The organism is Pseudidiomarina tainanensis, from assembly GCF_900115255.1.
In the GTDB taxonomy this organism is placed as follows: Bacteria; Pseudomonadota; Gammaproteobacteria; order Enterobacterales; family Alteromonadaceae; genus Pseudidiomarina; species Pseudidiomarina tainanensis.
In genome coordinates this window covers 96,706-113,954 of the sequence record NZ_FOYU01000001.1, presented here as the reverse complement: position 1 = coordinate 113,954, position 17,249 = coordinate 96,706, and the positions used below count along the sequence as shown (strand labels likewise).

The window sequence follows — 17,249 nt, the reverse complement described above, 5'->3', positions numbered from 1 at the left end:
ATCAAGCAAAGTTTCCTGATCCTATTGGGTTTGAGCGCGACAATGCATATACTTGGAATATTCTCATTCTTAACCACAGTAAAATGATAACCGCCATGACCATATTGCTTCTGTTCAGTGTCGCACTATATGTACTCTCAGCCATATTATTATGGCGTAATCTGGTGCAAGCGAAACCAGCGTCGTGGCTATTATTCGTTGTGCCTTTGGTCGCTATCGTTAGTCATGTGGCCTTGCTCTGGGAATATTTGGAAACTGATCACTTTAATCACTTAAATATCACCACCAGTCTAAGCACCGTCGCATTACTACTCGTAAGTTTAACCCTGCTGCGTAACCGCCGCGCGGGGGGGCTGTTACTGAGCCCAATTATTTATATTTTTGCCGCAGTCAGCGTCATTCTCATGGTCGTGAGCCCGGTTAATTGGGGAGCGCCGCTGAGCGAAGCACATGGCTTGGTCATCCACATACTGCTGTCATTACTCGCCTATGCAGTACTCATGTTGGCGACTTTGTACGCGGTTCAACTGCTTTATCTCAACTATGTGTTGAAACACCACCGTTCACAAGCATTAACCGGTTTATTACCGCCATTAATGACAGTGGAGCGTTATTTCTTTCGGTTATTGAGTGCCGGTACCTTGTTGTTGGCAGTGGCCATAATCAGTGGCTTTATTTTCCTCAATGATATGTTTGCACAAGGACAAGCTCACAAAACGGTGCTCAGTTTAGTTGCATTTAGTTTGTATGCTGCGGTGCTGTACTTGCATCAGGTTAAACAAGCCAGAGGTCGAACACTGGTTATTACGAGTGTCGCCGCCAGCATTATTTTATCGCTTGCCTACTTTGGTAGCAGATTCGTCAAAGATATTATACTTTCGCTGTAATTAATGGCTGAAAAGCTATCGAAGTGCTTGACTTGTTTGCCTAGCTGGCTAAATTAGTCGTTCAGTTTTAAATTATAGGAATATTTTTTGGACGAGATATCCACCTCGACCCTACTTATCATTCTCGGGGTTTTGTTACTGCTTTCGGCTTATTTCTCTGGCTCGGAAACTGGAATGATGTCAGTCAACCGCTATCGACTTCGACATCTTGCTCAACAAGGTAATGCCGGAGCCAATCGCGTCCAATATTTACTTGATCGCCCAGATCGACTTATCGGCCTCATCCTCATTGGTAATAACCTCGTCAATATTGCGGCATCTGCAATTGCTACGATTATTTGTCTGCGCTGGTTTGGCGATGCTGGAATTGTTATCGCGACGTTTGGCTTAACGCTGATAGTACTGATCTTCGCCGAGGTCACGCCTAAAACAATTGCGGCATTACACCCTGAACGCATTGCCTTCCCAAGCTCGATTGTACTGAAGCCATTGCTACGCATCATGTATCCTTTCGTTGCAACGGTAAACTTCATTACCAATGGTTTTATGCGGTTACTGGGCATTAATCCCAATGGTGCTGCCGGCCAAGATGCACTGAGCTCGGAAGAATTGCGTACCGTGGTAAATGAAGCAAATTCGATGATTCCGTCGAGCCACCAAGAGATGCTGCTTAGTATCTTGGATTTAGAAAAAGTAACAGTTGAAGATGTCATGATTCCGCGCGCGGAAATATCTGGTATCGATGTACAGGATGACGTGAAATCGATTATCAAGCAGCTGAGCCAAGCGCAATATACTCGCATTTTGCTCTATCGCAACGAGATTGATGATGCTGTTGGCTTTCTGCATGCCCGCGACATTATGCAAATCATGACGAAAAATAATGCCGATTTGGATAAGTCAGAAATTGTTCGTGCAGCCCGCGATATTTACTATATTCCTGAGGGTACACCGCTGAATGTTCAACTGCTAAAGTTTCAGCGTAACAAAGAACGGATCGGCCTAGTGGTTGACGAATACGGCGACATTCAGGGCTTGGTGACTTTAGAAGATATCCTTGAAGAAATTGTTGGTGACTTCACAACCAGTATCACGCCGGCACCAAGTGAGACCACCCAAATTCAGCCCGATGGTTCGGTACTCGTAGAGGGCGTCGCTAACATCCGCGACTTAAATAAAGAAATGAACTGGGAGTTACCAACCGATGGCCCGAAAACCGTCAGTGGTTTAATTATCGAAACCTTAGGTGATATTCCACAACAAGCATTGTGTTTGCGTATAAATGGTTACGCAATGGAAGTGATTGAAAGTAGCGACAACTTAGTGAAAGTTGTGCGCTTTTTACCAGAGAAGTAATAACAGAAGTAATAGCGCTTATTAAAATAATAAGCGCCATAACCAACCACGTTTTAAATCATCCTCACATTGACGCAACTGCGCACCATACCGACTCGCGCGCGCTTTCACGCGCTCTGCAGTGCGCATCAACCAACGTTTGCTACGATACGTTTGACGTTGGTAACCACCCCAACCTTCGTGATAATTTAAGTATTGTGCATAGGCATCCCATTTCGAAACACCATTGATTTTTTGACTCTTCGAAATAAACCATCCCATAAAATCGATCGCATCTTCGAAGTCATCTCGAGACGACCAAGAATTTCCGGTTTCTCGAACATAATCGTCCCAAGTGGCTGTCTTAGCTTGCGAATAACCATATGCACTACTTACTCGACCCCACGGGATAATCCAAAGAATATAATCGCGCGGCGGGACCGCATCGTGTTTAAACGAGCTTTCTTGATACATCATCGCCATAGGGACTTGAATCGGTACGCCCCACTTGTCCCGCATATCTGCGGCAGCATCATACCAATCGCGTTTTTCTTCGAATATCCGACACAAGTTTTCAGGTTCTTCCGGCGGCGCCGAAGCGCAACCGACCAGAGTCATTGCGGTGACTATCAGCGTAAGTCGTAATTTCATGTCTTAACAATCCGGCGACTGACAGGCAGCGCGGCGGAAATACTCCTGTAAAAAATCATCAAAACTCGAATTTGCGTCTTGTGCTTCCAAATCGGCTTGAGCAGTTAATGAAGCATCGCGTAAACGCTCAAATTCTGCTTCAGAAAAATATGCTAAGGGCTTTCCTGTCAGTTGTTGTTTGTACTGACGAGCTAAAGTCATTCCAAACTCACTATTGTCGATCTGATTTTCGAGCAAATGCGATAGAAACTGACCCGATAAGGTCAACTCCGGATTTAAAACACAACGATACTGTTGTGCAACCGTGTTGCTGTAATCACTGCTATGGTTGGCTCCATCCATGACCTTTGCTATTTGTTGCAAATCAGCGAAGATGTCTTCCAGCCAATCAGAAATTGGACGCTCATAATTATTATCGTTGAGCGTTAGGCGAGGATTACGACCGTCCATTACCACTCGGTTAAAATTCTTATCGGCAATAACCTGCTCATCCCAACTCATTTCTTTACTCGGCGAAATCGCACAGTAAATAAGTAACAAATCTAAAAACCGGATTTGCTCAGCGGTAATCCCTACTGGACTGAATGGATTTACATCCAGCGCTCTCACCTCAATGTATTCAACACCACCACGCTCTAATGCTTGCGTTGGCGTTTCACCCGAGCGCGCCACTCGCTTAGGACGAATGGCTGAGTAAAACTCATTTTCGATTTGTAAGATATTATTGTTGAGTTGGCGATATTCACCGTCTACTTTAACGCCGATTTTGCTAAATCTTGTCGATTCCTTTGTAATCGCTCGACGTAAACCACCAACGTACTCTTCAAGCGTGTTATAGGTGATTTTTAAATCCGCCTGCTCTTTATTGGTGTAGCCAAGGTCGCTCATGCGTAGCGAGGTACCATAAGGGCGATAAACAGTCCCTTTCCCCATTGATGAAAACTCAATATTGTCTTCGGTATGTTGTAAAAACGATTTACAAATGGCTGGCGAAGCGCCGAATAAATAAGGAATGATCCAGCACACGCGTTTGTAATTTCGAATAAGATGAAAATATTTTGTCGAAATAAAATCTTGATTAAATGTCTTATTCTCGTGCTCGGCAAGCAACGCAAGCAATTCATCTGAGAGACTAAAATTAAAGTGCACGCCAGCAATAATCTGCATGCCGCCACCATATCGATAAGTTAACCCTTTGCGATAAAGGGTTTTCATTCTGCCAGTGTTCGACTTGCCGTATTGCGCGATGACGATGTCATCGGCTGAGCCTACAAAGCACGGCATGCTTAGTGGCCACAATAATTCATCACCTAATTCTTGGTAAGTTACTTTATGGATATCAGCCAATTGCTCAAGCGTCACATTGATATCTGACGCGACTGGCGTGATAAACTCCATTAAAGTCTCAGCATAATCGGTGGTGATTAAAGGATGCTTCAGCGCGGCGCCAAGCCCTTTAGGATGAGGAGTAGCTGCTAACTTCCCTTGTTCGGTAATGCGCAAAGTTTCGCGTTCAACGCCACGCTGAATACCTCGTAAGGCGTTAACGTGCTCGGATTTGGCGAGAGTCGCCAACAGTTCGGCAAATTGTGACTGCAAAATTTTTCCTGCCTTATATCGTCGAGCCATAAGTTATGGCGAAATATTACTGGTTTATAAACGGTTAGTCTATGCTAGTTGATCACTGTTAAACATTGGCAGTACATGGCTTGCATGGCATGATAGACCAACGAAGAAACAGTAACGTTGATTTGAGGCAGTTGATGCAATTTCCACGAAAGTTAAAAAAATGGCTATCACGGCGCCGTCAACGTGAACAAGAAGCGCCGCCTGCTCCTGTTTCAAACACAACACCTAACTCAATCGATGAGCGCGAGCGCCAGTTGCATGCAATTGCTGCCGCAAACCAAGCTAAAAGTGAGTTTTTGGCTAACGTTAGCCACGAAATACGCACACCGATAAATGCCATTCTTGGTATGACACAGCTCAGTTTAAAGACCGACCTTGATGACCAACAACGTAGCTATTTACGCTCAATTGAGAGTTCATCACGGATTTTGTTGGGTATTGTCAATGATTTACTTGATTTCGCCAAAATCGAGGCAGGTAAATTAACCATTGAAGCGATTCCTTTTGACTTAGAGGAAGTGCTTGCGAACCTAGCAGACATGTTTGCGTATCGAGCATATGATAAGAATTTAGAGTTTATTATAAATTTGCCAACCAATATTCCAACGCGTTTAATTGGTGACCCACTTCGATTAAATCAGGTACTAGTTAATTTGGTCAGCAATGCCATTAAGTTTACCGAAGATGGCGAGATTGTCGTTGCCGCAACCTTACTTGATGTTGACTCTGAGAACGTCTATTTGCGTTTATCAGTGACGGATACCGGTATCGGCATGGATGAAGCACAACGCGCACGACTATTTGACGCTTTCACGCAAGCTGACGCATCAACAACCCGGCGCTTCGGCGGAACTGGGCTTGGCTTAGCTATCAGTCAGCGCATCGTAAAATTGATGAATCAACATGGTCTCGGTGTGATCAGTACACTGGGGCAAGGCTCAACCTTCTTTTTGGAAATGCGCTTCCCGCTACAAAAGAATCAAGACGATTCAAGCCGTGACTCTCTTATTAAACGCTTGCAACATAAGCACGTACTTGCCATTGAAGATAACTTGACCACTCGCGAGATGCTCACCGAGTTGTTACGCAGTTATTCGGTCGATGTGGTGAGTTGCCGTACCGCCGAAGAAGGCCTCCAGCTTCTTGAGCAGCACGATTTTGATGCAGTGATTGTTGACTGGCAGTTGCCCGGTATCAGTGGTCTCGAATTTTGCCAAGAGTTATTGTGCCAAGAAGGTCAGCTGCCTCGCTTAATTCTGGCCACTAACTATCATGCAAAAGATATGATTGAGCAGGCGCGACAAATCGGTGTCGCTGAATATATCGTCAAGCCTTATACCAGCTCAGCGTTATTGCGAGTGCTTTGCTCAGCGTTGGCTATTGCTGGGCAAACCGAAACTCCAACAGCATCAAATCGACTCGAGGACATATGTAGCGCACCGGTTCTGTTGGTTGAGGATAACGATATTAACCAAATGATCGCCAAAGAAATGTTACAACAAGCGGGTTTAGTGGTTGATGTTGCACGTAACGGTGAAGAAGCGGTCGCGATGGTGAAGGCGAAAAATTATGCTCTGGTATTTATGGATATTCAAATGCCGGTAATGGATGGCCTGACCGCAGCTGAAAAAATCCGCGGCTTCTTCTCTTATCAGCAGTTGCCCATCATCGCAATGACCGCCAATAGCACTAGCGAAGACATTGAACGCTCGCTAGCTGCTGGTATGCAAGATCATATTAGTAAACCGATTGATGAAGAGAGGCTCATTGATGCCCTAGAAAAATGGTGTGTCCGAGGTGAGTACACAGCGCACAAGTCCGCTTCTTCGGCAACGCCAGCACATGAGTCAACGGATCAAATCGTTTATCCAACCAATCATAATGGCATCGATTTCAACGGTGCGCTGGAACGGCTTGGGCACAACCTAAACTTATACCAAACACTCGTAGAACGTCTTTATAGTGACTATCACCAAGCGCCACAACAAGTCGTCGAGTTCTTATCAAAAGGGCAACACGACCAAGCTAAGCGCTTTTTCCATTCACTGAAAGGCGCAGCTGCAAACCTCGGATTAACCAAGCTTTCCAAAGTTGCTGCGAAACTTGAACAAAGTATGTCTGAGGGTGCGGTGAATGAAGTAGCGGATAATATTACACGCCTCGACCCGCTGTTAGAACAAGCTCGACAAGCCGTGGCTGATTTAGCATTGTGGCAGCAACGACAACAAACAGCAGGTAAGCAATCATGACTCGATTTTTATTCTTAATTCCACTCATTCTGAGCGTCGTGTGGTTTGTCTATTTAAGAACACACGGTTGGACTTTACGACAAGGACTAAAAGGGTTTATCTATATTGCGATTTTTAGTGCATTTATTGCAGGTTTTTACACTCTCATGTTGTGGTTAACAGGACGGTAACTGTATCACCTGCGCTGTTAACCACATGACATAGATTGCTTTCTAACTAACCCACCAGCGCCAGCAATATACCTGCCGCGACTGCGCTACCAAGCACGCCAGCAACATTAGGTCCCATTGCATGCATTAACAAAAAGTTTTGTGGGTTTGCTTCTAAACCAACTTTATTAACTACCCGCGCAGCCATCGGTACTGCTGACACTCCTGCAGCGCCAATTAGCGGATTAATCGGCTGTTTACTGACTTTACTCATCAGTTTGGCCATTAATACACCTGAAGCTGTACCAATACCAAAAGCAACAGCACCTAGGGCCAAAATACCGAGAGTTTGTAACGACAAAAACTCTTGCGCTGATAGCTTGGAACCGACTGCCAGCCCCAAAAATATGGTGACAATATTAATCAGTTCATTTTGCGCGGTTTTACTCAACCTATCGACAACACCTGCCTCGCGCATCAAATTCCCCAAACAAAACATGCCGACCAACGGTGTTGCGGTCGGTAAGAACAGTAATGTCAGGAATAACACCGCCAATGGGAATAAAATTTTCTCCCGACGAGCCACGGGACGTAACTGTTCCATCTGAATCTTACGTTCAGATTCCGTCGTAAGTAGCTTCATAATTGGCGGCTGAATAATTGGAACTAGCGCCATGTACGAATAGGCGGCAACGGCAATTGCACCGAGTAAATCAGGACTTAATCGTGATGCTAAAAAGATTGCTGTCGGCCCATCTGCACCGCCGATTATTGCAATTGCCGACGCATCAGCCAGAGTAAAGTCAAAACCCGGAAGACCATTTAATGCAATCGCGCCAAGTAATGTCGCAAAAATACCAAATTGCGCTGCGGCGCCTAGTAGTAAAGTTCTGGGATTCGCGAGCAGTGGTCCGAAATCAGTCATGGCGCCAACGCCCATGAAAATGAGCAACGGAAACACACCTGTCTCAATACCCACATAGTAAATGTAATAAAGCAAGCCGCCTGGCTCTGTGAAACCTGCTTGCGGTATATTCGCTAGGATGGCACCAAAGCCTATGGGTAACAAAAGTAATGGTTCGAACTTTTTGTGAATGGCCAAATACAGGAGTAAAGCCCCAACCATCATCATGATTGCGGCGCCCCATGTAAAAGCTGCGATTGCGGTGCTATCCCACAAAGTCATTATACGGTCCATGTATCACTCCAACGTCAGCAAAACGTCACCGACATTGACACTAGCACCTTCTTTGGTCGTAAGTGATGCTACGGTGCCGTCATGTTCGGCTTTGATGTCCGTTTCCATTTTCATTGCTTCAAGAATGATTAGAACGTCACCGGCTTTCACGCTTTGGCCTTGCTCAACTTGAACTTTAAATACATTTCCGGCTAACGGCGCTTTGACTTCTTTAAGCTCCGTCGGCTGAGACTTTTTGGCCTGTGTCGCTGTCGGTGTGGCCGAAGTAATCTGTCCTGTAGGCGCAACTTCCACAGTAAAAGTGCGACCATCAACTCGTACGTCGTAAACCTCGGTCACACCGCTTTCGTTAGTCGAACTCGATGTTGGCGAACCGCTCTCGGATTTAACACTCTCACCAGTTGGAGCTGGCTCAAACGCATCTGGATTGCCACGGTTCTTCAAAAACTTAAGGCCTATTTGTGGAAATAGTGCATACGTCAACACGTCATCAATTTCATTTTTTGCTAACGCAATACCGTCTTCTTTGGCTTTTGTTTTGAGCTCTTGCGTTAACTTATTTAACTCGTCATCAATTAAGTCAGCTGGACGACAAGTAATTGGCTGCTCACCGTCGAGAACACGCTGTTGCAATTCTTTATTAACTGGAGCCGCAGTCGCACCATATTCACCGCGCAACACACCACGGGTTTCTTTCGAAATGGATTTATAACGCTCGCCGCTCAGCACATTTAACACGGCTTGGGTTCCAACAATTTGCGAGGTTGGCGTGACTAATGGGATAAATCCAAGATCTTCACGAACTCGAGGGATTTCCTCAAGTACTTCATCAAATTTATCTGTAGCGCCTTGCTCGCGTAACTGATTTTCCATATTGGTGAGCATGCCGCCGGGCACTTGCGCAACTAAAATGCGCGCATCAACACCTTTTAATGAACCCTCAAACTGTGCGTACTTTTTGCGAACCTCTCGGAAATAACTGGCAATGTCGGTCAGATCTTCGAGATTTAATCCCGTATCTCTGGCTGTACCCTCCGTCATGGCAACAATCGTTTCAGTCGCTGAATGCCCATAAGTCATACTCATTGACGAGATAGCGGTATCCAACATATCGATACCGGCGTCTATGGCTTTTTGATAGGTTGCAGTGCTCAAGCCGGTAGTGGCATGACACTGCATCGCTATCGGCACATCCACCGTCTTTTTCAGCGCCGAAATTAATTCAAACGCGGGTTCCGGTCGCAATAAGCCAGCCATGTCTTTTATACAAATCGAATCACAACCAAGCGCTTCTAATTCTTTCGCCATGTCCAACCACTTTTCGAGTGTATGTACAGGGCTCACCGTATAAGACAAAGTACCTTGCGCATGCCCCTCGACTTCTTTGGTGGCTTTTATTGCTGTTTCTAAGTTACGGACATCATTCATGGCATCGAATATGCGAAACACATCGACACCGTTATGTTTTGCTCTCTCAACAAAGCGTCGTACCACATCATCGGCATAATGACGGTAACCAAGCAGGTTTTGACCTCGCAATAGCATTTGTTGAGGCGTTTTGGGCATTACCTTTTTTAATTCGCGAATACGCTCCCATGGGTCTTCGCCTAAATAGCGAATACAAGCATCAAATGTCGCACCCCCCCAAGACTCCATTGACCAGTAGCCCATATCATCAAGCTTTTCAGCAATCGGTAGCATATCGTCGAGCCGCATGCGCGTTGCCAGCAATGACTGATGAGCATCACGTAAGACTAATTCGGTCAATTTCAAAGGTTTTGTCATGAAAGCGCTCCTTACTTTTACGATCGATGTTGGCGACGATATTGATGAATCGCTGCTGTAATTGCCGCGAGTTGCGACGAACTTGGTTGCTGCGTATCAGACGATTGATTTGGTGAATCTAACTCTACTTTGCCCGCAATAACGCGCAAAAGAGCCATCGCACCAATTAATAGCGTTAAAAACACAAAAACGGTGATCATTCCCGTCACCATAATCATGAATGCTTCTGAGATAAGGTTCGTCATGCAGCGCCCACTTGTGTTGAGTTTATTGTTTTAATCCTAATCGAACTTCAGGATAACACAATTTAATTAAAGGCAGGGTTTAGCAAAAATATAGGCGGTATAAGCGGGAGCGATATTAGATATTAGATATTAGATATTAGATATTAGATATTAGAACGAAGTATCGGGTATGTAGGTTTTAGCTAATATCAAATATCTAATATCTAATATCGCTTTTGCTTTTCAGAAGGAAGTGGCGCACTCGGGAGGACTCGAACCTCCAACCGCTCGGTTCGTAGCCGAGTACTCTATCCAGTTGAGCTACGAGTGCGCATTTCAATTTTGACTGTCAACAAATGGCGCACTCGGGAGGACTCGAACCTCCAACCGCTCGGTTCGTAGCCGAGTACTCTATCCAGTTGAGCTACGAGTGCGTTGTTGACAAATGGCGGTGAGGGAGGGATTCGAACCCTCGATAGAGCTACAAACCCTATACTCCCTTAGCAGGGGAGCGCCTTCAGCCTCTCGGCCACCTCACCGCTTACTTGTGGCGTTGAATTCTAGCGATGTTGACAAATATGTCAAACGATTTTTTGGAATTCGCTGATCGTTTGTGGGATTTTTAAGCATCTGGACGAAATTTCCAACACAACGGTCTATTTTCAAGCAAATTCGAATTACTGAAGGATTGCTCAAAACGTAAAAAGCTGACTCTAAAAAGTCAGCTTTTTTTACGCAATCTTATTCTTTGTCGGTTTTCTCGCCGTCTTGGTGCTCGGCTTGAATACGCATATAGATTTCTTCACGGTGAACAGAGACGTCTTTTGGTGCGTTTACCCCAATTCGCACCTGATTCCCTTTTACACCCAATACAGTGACCGTGACCTCATCACCTATCATCAAGGTCTCACCCACTCTGCGGGTTAAGATCAACATTCGCCTACTCCTTCCCTACTTCTGTTTTCCATACGGTTCAGTATAGAACATTACCGCACTATCAGCCTGTCTAATTTACTGCCCCATTGAATATATCACAATTGTTATAAGATTCACTACTTGATTGCGTATTTATTCATCGCATATTTCGAAAGGGCGGTTAGTTTAGCAATTAAAGCCACCTAACACACCCAGATTCAGCGTGAAGCCATCCGCCTCGCTGTGCAACTTATCGCAATAATGATTCAATTTTCTGTTTGGCAACAACTAGCGCTTTGCTCAAATTATTCACCTCTGAACCACCCGCTTGTGCTAGATCAGGTCGACCGCCGCCTTTACCTCCGACCTCGGCAGCCGCTACATTGACTACCTCACCGGCTTTCACGCGATCCGTCAAATCTTTGGTTACGCCAACAATAAGACTAACTTTGCCATCAGCAGCTAATCCGAGTACCACGACACCAGATTGTAGTTGATTTTTTAAATCATCAACCATGTTTCGTAACGCTTTTGCTTCTACGTTATTCACTTCAGCCAGGACAACCTTCACACCGTTGATTTCCAAAGCATCGCTAACTAAATCAGAACCAGCTTGTGAAGCAATTTTCTGATTCAATTCATCAATAGTACGTTCCAATTGTCGACTACGATCAATCTGTTGCTGTAATCGCTCACTCACATGCATGGTGTCAGTTTTCAGCATGCTGGCAGCTTGACGTAATTGCTGCTGTTGCTGTTGCGTATATTGTACGGCTCCAGCACCAGTAACCGCTTCAATTCGACGCACGCCAGAGGCAATACCTGCTTCAGAAACGATGCGGAACATACCGATGTCACCCGTTTGGTTGACATGTGTTCCACCGCAAAGCTCCATTGAAAAATCACCCATGGTTAGCACGCGAACATCGTCGTCGTATTTTTCACCAAACAACGCCATAGCACCCTGTTGTTTCGCCTGTTCAATTGGCATAACCGCTGCTTTGACGATGTGATTCTTAAAGATTTCTTCATTCACTTGGCGCTCAATCGCATCAAGTTGCTGAGCCGAAACAGCTTCAAAGTGAGAAAAGTCAAAGCGTAGCCGCTCTGCAGTGACCAATGAGCCTTTTTGTGTCACATGCTCACCCAAGAGGTTACGTAGCGCAGCGTGCAATAAATGGGTTGCTGAGTGATTACGCTTCACCGCTTGACGGCGTTCAGCGTTAACATGCGCAGCAACTTTATCGCCCACTTTTAAAGCCGTCGCAGCGTGGCCATGATGCGCAATTGCTTTACCAATATATTGGGTATCTTCAACAATGAACTCGCCACCATTGGCTACTAATTTTCCAGTATCGCCAATTTGACCACCGCTTTCGGCATAAAATGGCGTGCGCGATAACACCACAATACCTTTACTGCCGGCGCCAAGCTCTGCAACCGCTTCACCATCGACGAATATTTCGACAATTGTGCTTTCGCCTGCTGTTTCAGTATAGCCAGAAAACTCCGATTTCTGATTCGATTTCAGACGTTGATTGTAATCAACACCAAAGTTAGATGCCTGTTGCGCACGCTGGCGCTGTGCTTCCATCGCTTCGTTAAAGCCTTCTTCATCAATAGTCAGGCCTTGTTCGCGCGCCATATCGGCGGTTAAATCCATTGGGAAGCCATAGGTGTCATAAAGTTTAAAGACCAGCTCGCCCGGTAACACCTTACCTTCTAGGCTTGCTAGCGCGTCATTCAGAATGCTTAACCCGCGCTCCAGCGTTTTACCGAATTGTTCTTCTTCGCGTTGCAATGCCTGCTCGATAACTTTCTGTTTATCACCAAGCTCTGGGTAAGCAGCTCCCATTTGAGCTACCAAGCTGGCAACAAGTTTATGGAAGAAGGTACCATTGGCTCCAAGCATACTCCCGTGACGCACAGCACGGCGAATAATACGACGTAAGACGTAACCACGGCCTTCATTCGATGGTTGTACACCGTCGGCTATTAGGAAACTGCATGAGCGAATATGGTCTGCAATTACGCGCAGTGACTTATTATCTAAATCATCGGTGCCGATAATTTTGGCTGCATCGCTGATCAACGCTTGGAACAGGTCAATTTCATAATTGCTATGCACATGCTGCAGTACCGCCGCAATACGCTCTAGCCCCATACCCGTGTCAACCGATGGCTTTGGCAATGGCAATAACGTGCCATCTGCCTGACGGTTGTATTGCATGAAGACGAGATTCCAAATCTCGATATAACGATCGCCATCTTCTTCAGGCGTTCCCGGAGGACCACCCCAAACTTCTTCGCCATGGTCATAAAAAATTTCCGAGCACGGCCCACATGGCCCCGTATCACCCATGGCCCAGAAGTTATCTTTCGCACCAATGCGTGAAATTCGATCAGTTGGGACGCCAATCTCTTTTGCCCAAATATCGTAAGCTTCGTCGTCTTCGGTGAAAACAGTCACCCAAAGCTTTTCTTTGGGAAGCTTTAATTCTTCCGTAAGAAATTCCCAAGCATATTGAATCGCTTCGCGTTTAAAGTAATCACCAAAACTAAAATTACCCAACATTTCAAAAAACGTGTGGTGACGTGCGGTATACCCGACATTTTCCAAATCGTTATGTTTACCGCCTGCACGCAAACAACGCTGCGATGAGGTTGCACGCGAGTAGTCACGTTGTTCATCGCCCAAAAACACGTCTTTAAACGGCACCATGCCCGCATTGGTAAATAACAATGTTGGGTCGTTACCTGGAATTAAAGATGCTGAAGGGACACGATGATGGCCCTTGGTAGCGAAGAACGCGAGAAACGCTTCACGAATTTCCGCACTGGTCATTTGCATGGACTACTTCCTAAGACGTTTTGGGTAAAAAATGGACTAAAATATAGGGCGAAATGCTACCACGAAAGAAACGGGTAAACTAGTCTGCATCAGCGTTTGCTTGACGATCAAGCGCCTGCTTTATCTCGCTGAAACTATAACCACGTTGCATCAGGTGACGAATCATTTTGTCACGCTGCTTTTGATCATTCGGCGGCGTTTCGCCAAATTTTTTGATTAAGCGTTCGTAACAGGCATGGTTCCAATTTGGCTGTTCTGTCTGCAAAATCTTCTCGACCAATTCACTCGAGAGCCCCTTTTGCGGCGCGTGAGCCATAATTTTTCGTACGCCATCTCCCTTTGCAATACAGGCGCGAATCCAAACTTGCGCGAATCGTTGATCCGATTGCCAACCATTCTCCTGCGCTTTATTTAGAACCTTTTCAATTATTTTGTGGTCGAAACCTCGTTGTTTTAACTTTTGCTTTAGCTCTCGAGCACTATGTTCACGACGTGCCAGCAAACGCACGAGTGTTTCCTCTGCTTGTTGTGTTTCATTGTCGACTGTCATTATGATGTGCTATCAACCCTACTTGGAGGCGCTATGTTATTTCGCCAGGCAATTATCTTAAGTTTACTTAGTGCAATTCTCGTCGGTTGCCAACCAACCACAACTGATGCGCCGAAAACCATCAGTGTTACCGGACACGCGGAAGCTATGGTCGCACCAGACCAAGCGAATTTAACCATCAGCGTTAATCGCGAAGGTGCAGAACTTGCCACTATCAAGCAAGAAATTGACCACGTTACCGCTTCAATCATAGCATTTCTGCGCGAGCAGCAAATAGACGATGCGGACATCACTTCGTACCAAATAAGTGCCAGCCCGGCATACGATTACGTAGATGGTAAGCGCATTGCTCGCGGCTATACCGCCACGCGCCAGATTCAGATCATGCTACGCGACTTAAAGCAGTACGACAGTATTGTTGATCAGGCACTAGAGGCCGGTGCTACTAATATTATGAACGTTGAGTTTATTATCAGCGAAACCGACGCTATTTATCAGCAATTGCTCGCACAAGCGGTCGAACATGCGTATCAAAAAGCTCAAAAAATGGCTGCGGCTGCAGGTAGCAATGTCGGCTCCGTTGTGTCGATTCAGGAAAGTAGCTACGCACCCGCCGTGCGCCAGCAGGCGATGATGCGCGTGCAAGAAGCCGCGGATGTTAGCCTTCCTGGAAAAAATGAACTACGCGCGCAAGTCAGCGTGAGTTATCGTATTGAAGATTAAGTTAATTGCGTTGTTGCAGGCAGGTTGAGTGTCATGCAGTGCAACGCCCCACCCGCTTTTATAAACTCATCAGCAGCAGCACCAATAACAATTAATTGCGGTGCTGCTTGCCGTAAAAGCGAGAGTGCTTCAGCATCCGTATCTAGCCCAAACTGCGGCACCACGACAACATCGCCAACACGCACAAAATTGACGTAGCTGGCAAGCAAAGGTCGGACGCCACGACGAAATACACCAGGCTGTTCTTGAACACTTAGATAATCTTCAAAACTAGGTGTCAGTGATTGAGGTTGTGGTACCACAACAATCTGATATGCCTCACCACGGACATTGCGCCAACTTCGCGCCTGGCTCAGCTGCTTGGTATAGTCATGATATAAAGGTGAGGAAGATGTTGGCTGACTGACTACCAGGGTGCTCCTATCCAAAAACTGGACTTGGTTATCAGCATGGCCACCGGTTTCATCATCAGGATGCGCAAAATGTAACCACAAAAGGTTACTAATTCCGAGCGTTTCACACATGTATGCTTCAATATCGGAACGTGACCACGTTGGGTTATTACGTGCCACACTGACACTGTGAATAATTGCTGTGCCAGCGCCATCTGTGCTGATAGCACCACCTTCAAATACCAAATCATGCAGAGTAAAAGGTATTTGGGCTTGATGTGCTAGGCGCTTTGCAAAAAGTTGATCATTATGAAAGTTAGGATACAACCCATGCCATGCCGAGAATTGAAATCCATGAGCGTTCGGTTGTTGAGCCGAATCTAAAACCCACAGAGGGCCAATATCTCGAGGCCATGCATCGTCATAACTTATGGGAATCAGCTGAATTTCACTCGCTATGCTCTCGCGAACACCATCATATCGACTCGGATGTACGCCGATAACGACACGATGATAAGGTGCAAGATGTTCAATCAGCTTGAGTAATTGTTGTTGCGCTGGCTCGCCATTTTGGCGCCACACATCATTGCGAAAAGGCCACAATACAAGTAGTGGCCCGGTAAGTTCCCAGTCTGCCAGCAACTTCATGATCGCGTTCGTTGGCGTCCACTTGATTTAGGTTTTTTGTTCGCACCAGCTCGAGAAGTTGGTTTTCCCGCACGAGGCTTTTGGCCGCGTGGATTGCGTGGCTCTTTTCTCGAATCTTTTCTTGAATCCTTTCTTGAATCTTCTCGCGTATTCGCTCGCGAATCCTGTCGAGGCGCTCTGCGCTGTTCTGGTGCAGCGGCTGCCGCGTTGGTGTCCGGCTGACGTTGCTGCAGTTTTTGCGCATTGATGCGACGGGCTCGGGAATAACGTTTCTGTCGCGATTCACCTTGGCGTGGGTCGATAAATGACCGGGTTTCTTCCGATAACCCAACTAACTCGCGCAAGTAATTAATATCCTTGAGCGATAGTTCTCCCCAACCACTTTGCGGAAGCCCTTGCTCTAATTTGATATTGCCGTAGCGAACTCGTATTAAGCGACTGACTTGAACGCCTTGTGATTCCCACAACCGACGTACTTCACGATTGCGGCCTTCGGTTAACACGACACGAAACCATTGGTTCATGCCTTCGCCACCACCACGTTTAATTTCTTTAAAGGCCGCTGGGCCATCTTCTAATTGCACGCCTTGCTTAAGTTTACGCAACATTGCATCGGTAACTTCGCCAAACACTCGCACCGAATATTCGCGTTCAATTTGATGACCTGGGTGCATCAATCGATTGGCTAATTCACCATCGGTTGTGAATAACAATAAGCCCGAAGTATTTACATCAAGACGACCGACCGCAACCCAACGTGCACCCTGCATACGCGGTAATCGATCATAAACAGTTGGACGACCTTCAGGATCACGACGTGTACACAGCTCGCCCTCAGGTTTGTGATACATCAAGACACGGCAAACCACATCTTCAGGCGGCTTAATATTAACTTCACGTCCATCAATACGTACGACGGCGCTGGTATCGATGCGCTCTCCCAAACTGGCCACTTGACCATTAACGCTCACGCGTCCGGCAGCAATCATCGACTCTAATTCACGGCGCGAACCATGACCAGAACGGGCGAGAACTTTTTGCAGTTTTTCACTCATGGTGGATA

At 46.1% G+C, this 17,249-nt stretch carries 14 protein-coding genes and 3 tRNA genes; 4 read left to right on the top strand and 13 right to left on the bottom strand.

Annotated elements, in window-relative coordinates; translation table 11 throughout:
• Positions 1–95: 95 nt before the first annotated feature.
• On the top strand, positions 96–887 hold the full coding sequence (locus BM292_RS00550; protein ID WP_092856800.1) for a cytochrome C assembly family protein: 792 nt from the start codon (positions 96–98) through the stop codon (positions 885–887).
• Between the two features lie 87 nt (positions 888–974).
• A complete protein-coding gene (locus tag BM292_RS00545; RefSeq protein WP_092854246.1) occupies positions 975–2,243 on the top strand; it encodes an HlyC/CorC family transporter in 1,269 nt (422 codons plus the stop codon).
• Positions 2,244–2,264: 21 nt separating this feature from the next.
• Here BM292_RS00545 and BM292_RS00540 read toward each other — a convergent pair whose 3' ends face one another.
• Positions 2,265–2,873 carry a transglycosylase SLT domain-containing protein gene (locus BM292_RS00540; protein ID WP_092854244.1) on the bottom strand — a complete coding sequence of 203 codons (609 nt, stop codon included), beginning with the start codon at positions 2,871–2,873 and terminating at the stop codon, positions 2,265–2,267.
• Between the two features lie 3 nt (positions 2,874–2,876).
• Complete coding sequence (gshA, locus tag BM292_RS00535; protein WP_342742005.1) at positions 2,877–4,472, bottom strand: glutamate--cysteine ligase; 1,596 nt, start codon at positions 4,470–4,472, stop codon at positions 2,877–2,879.
• A 164-nt stretch (positions 4,473–4,636) separates the two neighbouring features.
• On the opposite strand from gshA, the gene BM292_RS00530 reads away from it, so the two are divergent.
• Positions 4,637–6,751 (top strand): response regulator, encoded by a 2,115-nt coding sequence (locus BM292_RS00530; RefSeq protein ID WP_177203768.1) that lies wholly within the window; start codon positions 4,637–4,639, stop codon positions 6,749–6,751.
• 216 nt (positions 6,752–6,967) lie between these two features.
• On the opposite strand, the gene BM292_RS00525 is transcribed toward BM292_RS00530, so the two are convergent.
• From BM292_RS00525 to BM292_RS00485, 9 genes are all read right to left on the bottom strand, one after another.
• Positions 6,968–8,098, bottom strand: a complete 1,131-nt coding sequence (locus tag BM292_RS00525; protein ID WP_092854238.1) for a sodium ion-translocating decarboxylase subunit beta — start codon at positions 8,096–8,098, stop codon at positions 6,968–6,970.
• 3 nt (positions 8,099–8,101) lie between these two features.
• Positions 8,102–9,883: a sodium-extruding oxaloacetate decarboxylase subunit alpha gene (gene oadA, locus BM292_RS00520; RefSeq protein WP_092854236.1), complete on the bottom strand. Its 1,782-nt coding sequence runs from the start codon at positions 9,881–9,883 to the stop codon at positions 8,102–8,104.
• 17 nt (positions 9,884–9,900) lie between these two features.
• Positions 9,901–10,128, bottom strand: a complete 228-nt coding sequence (locus tag BM292_RS00515) for an OadG family protein (RefSeq protein ID WP_092854234.1) — start codon at positions 10,126–10,128, stop codon at positions 9,901–9,903.
• A gap of 233 nt (positions 10,129–10,361) precedes the next feature.
• Positions 10,362–10,438, bottom strand: a tRNA-Arg gene (locus tag BM292_RS00510).
• A gap of 26 nt (positions 10,439–10,464) precedes the next feature.
• A tRNA-Arg gene (locus BM292_RS00505) sits at positions 10,465–10,541 on the bottom strand.
• Between the two features lie 12 nt (positions 10,542–10,553).
• A tRNA-Ser gene (locus BM292_RS00500) sits at positions 10,554–10,646 on the bottom strand.
• A gap of 202 nt (positions 10,647–10,848) precedes the next feature.
• Positions 10,849–11,043 carry a carbon storage regulator CsrA gene (gene csrA, locus BM292_RS00495; protein ID WP_092854232.1) on the bottom strand — a complete coding sequence of 65 codons (195 nt, stop codon included), beginning with the start codon at positions 11,041–11,043 and terminating at the stop codon, positions 10,849–10,851.
• 229 nt (positions 11,044–11,272) lie between these two features.
• Complete coding sequence (alaS, locus tag BM292_RS00490) at positions 11,273–13,873, bottom strand: alanine--tRNA ligase (protein WP_092854230.1); 2,601 nt, start codon at positions 13,871–13,873, stop codon at positions 11,273–11,275.
• 79 nt (positions 13,874–13,952) lie between these two features.
• On the bottom strand, positions 13,953–14,423 hold the full coding sequence (locus BM292_RS00485) for a regulatory protein RecX (RefSeq protein ID WP_092854228.1): 471 nt from the start codon (positions 14,421–14,423) through the stop codon (positions 13,953–13,955).
• A 33-nt stretch (positions 14,424–14,456) separates the two neighbouring features.
• On the opposite strand from BM292_RS00485, the gene BM292_RS00480 reads away from it, so the two are divergent.
• On the top strand, positions 14,457–15,146 hold the full coding sequence (locus tag BM292_RS00480) for an SIMPL domain-containing protein (RefSeq protein ID WP_177203767.1): 690 nt from the start codon (positions 14,457–14,459) through the stop codon (positions 15,144–15,146).
• On the opposite strand, the gene BM292_RS00475 is transcribed toward BM292_RS00480, so the two are convergent.
• Both BM292_RS00475 and rluB read right to left on the bottom strand, forming a co-directional pair.
• Positions 15,143–16,186: an agmatine deiminase family protein gene (locus tag BM292_RS00475; RefSeq protein WP_092854224.1), complete on the bottom strand. Its 1,044-nt coding sequence runs from the start codon at positions 16,184–16,186 to the stop codon at positions 15,143–15,145. The two genes, BM292_RS00480 and BM292_RS00475, sit on opposite strands and share 4 nt — an antisense overlap.
• Positions 16,183–17,241, bottom strand: a complete 1,059-nt coding sequence (rluB, locus tag BM292_RS00470) for a 23S rRNA pseudouridine(2605) synthase RluB (protein WP_092854222.1) — start codon at positions 17,239–17,241, stop codon at positions 16,183–16,185. The genes BM292_RS00475 and rluB overlap by 4 nt, the downstream gene beginning before the upstream one ends.
• Positions 17,242–17,249: the final 8 nt, after the last annotated feature.